We start from the raw sequence: 4,696 nt of genomic DNA, 5'->3' as shown, positions 1-4,696 counted from the left end.
GCTGCGGGCGGCGGCCCGGTCCCGGGGGCGCAGGCGGGCGGGCGTCTCGGCGGCCCGGGGGAGGCGGTCGCGTACGGGCGTACGGGGCCGTGCGGCGTCGCCGCGGGGGTCCTCCCCGGCGTCGCTGTGGTGCGGGGTCTCGGCCAGCGCCGTACGGGCGTCCGTGAGGTGCATCGGGCCGTAGCCGCCGGTGACGCTCGGCGCGCCGCCGTGGCCGTCCCAGCGGGACTCCAGGTAGGCGACGCCGAGCAGGACGCTCGGCGGAACGTGGTAGGCGGCCGCCGCGTCGGCGAACGAGCGCTGGAGCGCGCCGGAGGGCGGCGGCGCGGCGGTGGCGGACGGGCCGGCCGCGATGAGCGGCAGCAGCAGGGCGGCGGTCGCGGAGGCGGCGGCCGTGGTGCGTAGGGCACGGCGACGGCGTCTCGACGCCCCTGAATCGTTTCTTCGAAAAACCGTACGAGCCATACGAGCCGTACGGGCTGGACGCGGGGGGAGTGCGGGCAGTGCGGGCAGTGCGGGCAACGCAGCCTCCTCAAGCCGGGCCGTGCCGTGCGCCGGGGCGGATGGTGCGCGGTGGGCGGGCGGAGCCGGACCCACTAAGAGGTACCCCTGGGCGACGCGGCGTCAATCATGCTTGAGGGAGAGGATTTCGCACGTCAGTACCCATCCGGGTGAGTTTCCCGGAACAAGCGCGCAGACCTGCGGCGCGTCACAGGTCCATACCGGTGACGCGCCGCCAGAGGTCGAGTCCGGGAGTCAGCGGGTGCCGACCGCGGCCCGCACAGCACGCCGTGCGAGCGCGCAGTCGTCGTGCAGCCGCCGGAGCAGCAGCCGCTGCTCCTCACCGCTCTCGGCCGCGCCCGGAGCCGCCGGGGCGGGGTCGTGCATGGTGCGCTGCACGGCCGTCTCATAGGTGCGGATCTCACGCGTCAGCACCAGCATCAGATTGACCAGGAAGGCGTCCCGCGCCGCGGAGCCGCTCTGCTGGGCGTGCTGACTGATCTGACGGCGCGCCACGGGGGCGTCCCCGAGGACGGTCCACAAGGTCGCCAGGTCGTAGCCCGGCAGATACCAGCCCGCCTGGTCCCAGTCGACGAGCACCGGCCCGGCGGGGGACAGCAGGATGTTCGACAGCAGGGCGTCGCCGTGGCAGAACTGCCCCTGCGCGTGCGAGAGCCCGCGCAGCAGCTGCTGGAGGTCGCCGAGGTCCCGGTCGGTCAGCAGCCCCAGTTCGTGGAAGCGGGCGATGCGCTTGCCGTAGTCCAGCGGCATCTCGAACAGCCCGGTCGGGGGCCGCCACTGGTTGATCCGGTGCACGGCGCCGAGGGCGGCCCGCACGTCCGCGCGCGGCGGCGTCTCGGCCGGGTACCGCTGCGAGGCCGTCACCCGCCCCGGCATCCGCTCGACGACCAGGGCGCAGTTGTCCGGATCGGCCGCGATGAGCCGGGGGACGCGCACCGGCGGCCGGTGCCGCACGAACGCGCGGTATGCGGCTATTTCGTGCCGGAACCGCTCGGCCCAGACGGGAGAGGGGTCGAGTAAACACTTGGCGACCGCTGTGCTGCGCCCGGTCGTGCCGATCAGGATCGCGGACCGGCCGCTGTGCCGCAGAACCTGCACCGGGCTGAACTCCGGACAGATGCGGTGCACCGAGGCGATGGCCGAGCGCAGCTGGGCGCCCTTCGGGCCGGACAGGTCGATCCGCCCGCTGACCGGCTGGGAACGGCCCGCTCCCTGGGGTCGCTTGAGCCGCCCGCCGGGCCCGCCGATGCCGGGAGGGGCACCGGGGGAGCCGGGGACGATCCCCGCTCCGGCGGCATGGGTGGGGTCGAGATAGGGCCCCCCGCCGGCCGGCTGCGGACGGTAGGGCCGAGGCGGAGCGGACACGGAGGACGACGCTGCGTACATGGGCGATACAGATCCCTTCGTGTGCCGACGAATTGCGTGCGCGCCCCGGTCCCGGATGCCATGGGCACCCTGGGGAATGCGGTCCGGCTGCCGGGCCCGGGTGGCGCGTTCCTACATCACACCCGCCCGCGGGTGGCACACCATCTGGCGCACCCTGGCGAACCCTGGCGAATACTCGCGTGGCCCATGACGGGCCGATACCTTCAAGTCAGCCGAGGAACCTGGGGGCTTGACGTGATGAGGGAACCCAACACCCGACTTTCGGACCTGTTCGGCCTGGCCGGCTGGTCCAAGGGGGAACTCGCGAGGCTGGTGAACCGGCAGGCGGCGGCCATGGGCCACCCGCAGCTGGCCACCGACACCTCGCGGGTGCGGCGCTGGATCGACACGGGGGAGCGCCCCCGCGACCCCGTGCCGAAGGTGCTGGCGGCCCTCTTCACCGAGCGCCTCGGTCGTGTCGTGACCATCGAGGACCTCGGGTTCGCGAAGCAGGGGCGCGCAGGGAAGAAGCAGTCCGCGGACGGACTGCACTGGCCCCCCGGGCGTACGGCCGCGGTCCTCACCGAATTCACGGGAATGGACCTCATGCTCAATCGACGTGGATTGGTGGGCGCGGGCGCCGCGCTCGCCACAGGTTCCGCACTCAGCAGCACGCTCCACGACTGGCTGAAATCCGATCAGACCCTCGCCTTCGACGCCCCCCGCGTCGACGACCCCCTGTCCTCCCTCACCGCGATGACAGCGGATCCGGCCGGCTACGACCGGTACGAAGCGGCCCCCGTGGGGTCCCAGGAGATCGACGCCCTGGAGAGCTCGGTGGACGTCTTCCGCCTCTGGGACGCGTCGCGCGGCGGCGGCCTCCAGCGCAAGGCCGTCATCGGCCAGCTCAACGAGGTGGGCGGCATGCTCGCCTACCACCATCCCGAGCAGTTGCAGCGCAGGCTGTGGGGGGTGGCCGCCAACCTGGCGGTCCTCGCGGGCTGGATGTCCCACGACGTCGGCCTGGAACCCACCGCCCAGAAGTACTTCGTGATCGCCGCGCACGCGGCCCGCGAGGGCGGCGACCGGCCGCGGGCCGGCGAGGCGCTCTCCCGGGCCGCCCGCCAGATGGTCCACCTCGGTAGCCCGGACGAGGCGCTGGACCTCATGAAGCTGGCGCAGCGCGGCTCGGGAGAGGAGACGCTGCCGCGCACGCGGGCGATGCTCTGCACCATCGAGGCGTGGGCGCAGGCGTCGATGGGCCGCGGCCAGGCCATGCGCCGCTCCCTGGGCCGGGCGGAGGAGCTCTTCGCCGCGGACAAGGGAGATGTGCCGCCGCCGAGCTGGATGCAGATGTTCGACGAGGCGGACCTGCACGGCATGCAGGCGCTGGCCTTCCGCACGCTCGCGGAGCGCGATCCGTCGGCGGCGCGCCTCGCGCAGGGCCACGCCAAGCTGGCGCTGGATCTGCGGGTGGACGGCCGTGAGCGGTCGAAGGTCTTCGACCACATCTCGATGGCGTCGGCCTGCTTCATCGGCAGCGACCCGGAGCAGGCCGGCAGCCACGCGAGGGCGGCGCTGTCCACCATCGGCCACACCTCGTCCCACCGCACCTGGGACCGGCTGCGCGAGATGTACCGCCTCACCGGGCGGTACGCGAGCGACGGCAGCATCCGGCAGCTGCGCGCGGACATCCGGCAGGCCATGCCGAAGGCGACCAGGAGCGCCCCGGCGACCAGGAGCAGTGCCGTGTGAGGCCGGGGAGCACCGGGGGCACCGCAGGCGCCTTGAGAGCCGTTCGAGGGCCGGGCTGCTTCGGGAGCCGGATGGTCAGGAGCCGATGCGCGCGATCAGTACGCACGCGTCGTCTTCGCGCTCCTCGCCGCCGAACTCCTCCACCACGGCCCGTACGCAGTCCTGCGCGCCGCGGGCGGCGGCGAACCGCGGCGCGAGCGCCAGCAGCCGGTCCGGACCCCGCTCCACGTCCAGCTCCGGGCTGCGCGGCGAGAGCCCGTCGGTGTGCAGCACGAGCAGGTCACCCGGGAGCAGCCGCTCCTCGGCCTGCCCGTACCGCGCGCCGGACATCGCCCCGAGCAGCACGCCCTCGGGCGGCTGGAGGGCGCGCCCCGCCCCGTCGCGGAACAGCAGCGGCGCGGGGTGGCCGGCCTGGGACCAGGACAGGGTGCGGCCGACGGGCTCGTAGCGGCAGCAGATCGCGCTGCCGAGGGCGGGCTGCGCGGAGGCGTCGAGCATCTGGTTGAGCCAGCCCATCAGCGGGCCGGGCGCGGCGCCCGTCACCGCCATCCCGCGCAGCGCGCCGAGCAGCATCGCCACGCCGGAGGTGGCGCTCACGCCGTGCCCGGTGAGGTCGCCCACGCTGAGCAGGGTCTGCCCGTCGGGCAGCTGGAGCGCGTCGAACCAGTCGCCGCCGATGAGGGCGCTGGTCGAGGAAGGGAGGTAGTGCCCGGCGATGTCGAGGGAGGCGGGCCCGCCCTGCGGGAGCCGCAGGGAGCCGCGCCAGGGCGGCAGCACGGCCTCCTGGAGCTCGACCGCGAGCCGGTGCTCGGTCCGCGCGATGTGCCGCTGGCGCTGGAGCGAGTCGCGGCTCTCGTGCACCGCGAGCTGGCTCCGGCGCAGCTCGCTGACGTCGCGCAGCACCGCCCACATGGACGCCGTGCTGCCGTCGGGGGCGCTCCCCGCGGACCCCCACCAGTAGACCGAGGCGCGGCGCCCCGACGGGCGCCCGCAGCACGACTCCGCGCGGACGCGGCAGAGGGCCCCCCCCCCCAACACGGAACAGCGCTGGCCG

3 protein-coding genes and 1 pseudogene are annotated in these 4,696 nt (G+C 74.3%); 1 reads left to right on the top strand and 3 read right to left on the bottom strand.

The features are described from left to right. Nucleotides 1-465, bottom strand: a pseudogene (locus tag ACFU99_RS21930) (N-acetylmuramoyl-L-alanine amidase); the annotation flags it as partial. Between the two features lie 291 nt (nucleotides 466-756). Continuing rightward, complete coding sequence (locus ACFU99_RS21925) at nucleotides 757-1,908, bottom strand: aminoglycoside phosphotransferase family protein (RefSeq protein WP_384394481.1); 1,152 nt, start codon at nucleotides 1,906-1,908, stop codon at nucleotides 757-759. 234 nt (nucleotides 1,909-2,142) lie between these two features. Between ACFU99_RS21925 and ACFU99_RS21920 the strand changes: the two genes are divergently transcribed. Beyond that, nucleotides 2,143-3,642: a hypothetical protein gene (locus ACFU99_RS21920; RefSeq protein WP_384394479.1), complete on the top strand. Its 1,500-nt coding sequence runs from the start codon at nucleotides 2,143-2,145 to the stop codon at nucleotides 3,640-3,642. 75 nt (nucleotides 3,643-3,717) lie between these two features. Here ACFU99_RS21920 and ACFU99_RS21915 read toward each other — a convergent pair. Continuing rightward, nucleotides 3,718-4,696: PP2C family protein-serine/threonine phosphatase (locus ACFU99_RS21915; protein WP_384394477.1), on the bottom strand; the 979-nt coding region annotated here is incomplete at its 5' end.

The sequence above is a fragment of the Streptomyces sp. NPDC057654 genome (genome assembly GCF_042800135.1).
GTDB lineage: Bacteria > Actinomycetota > Actinomycetes > Streptomycetales > Streptomycetaceae > Streptomyces.
Note: the sequence above shows the minus strand (reverse complement) of the source record. Positions and strands in the feature narration are given on the sequence as shown.

Coding starts and splice junctions, on each gene's coding strand:
- ACFU99_RS21925 (WP_384394481.1), bottom strand. CDS start 1,908: ATGTACGCAGCGTCGTCCTCCGTGTCCGCTCCGCCTCGGCCCTACCGT.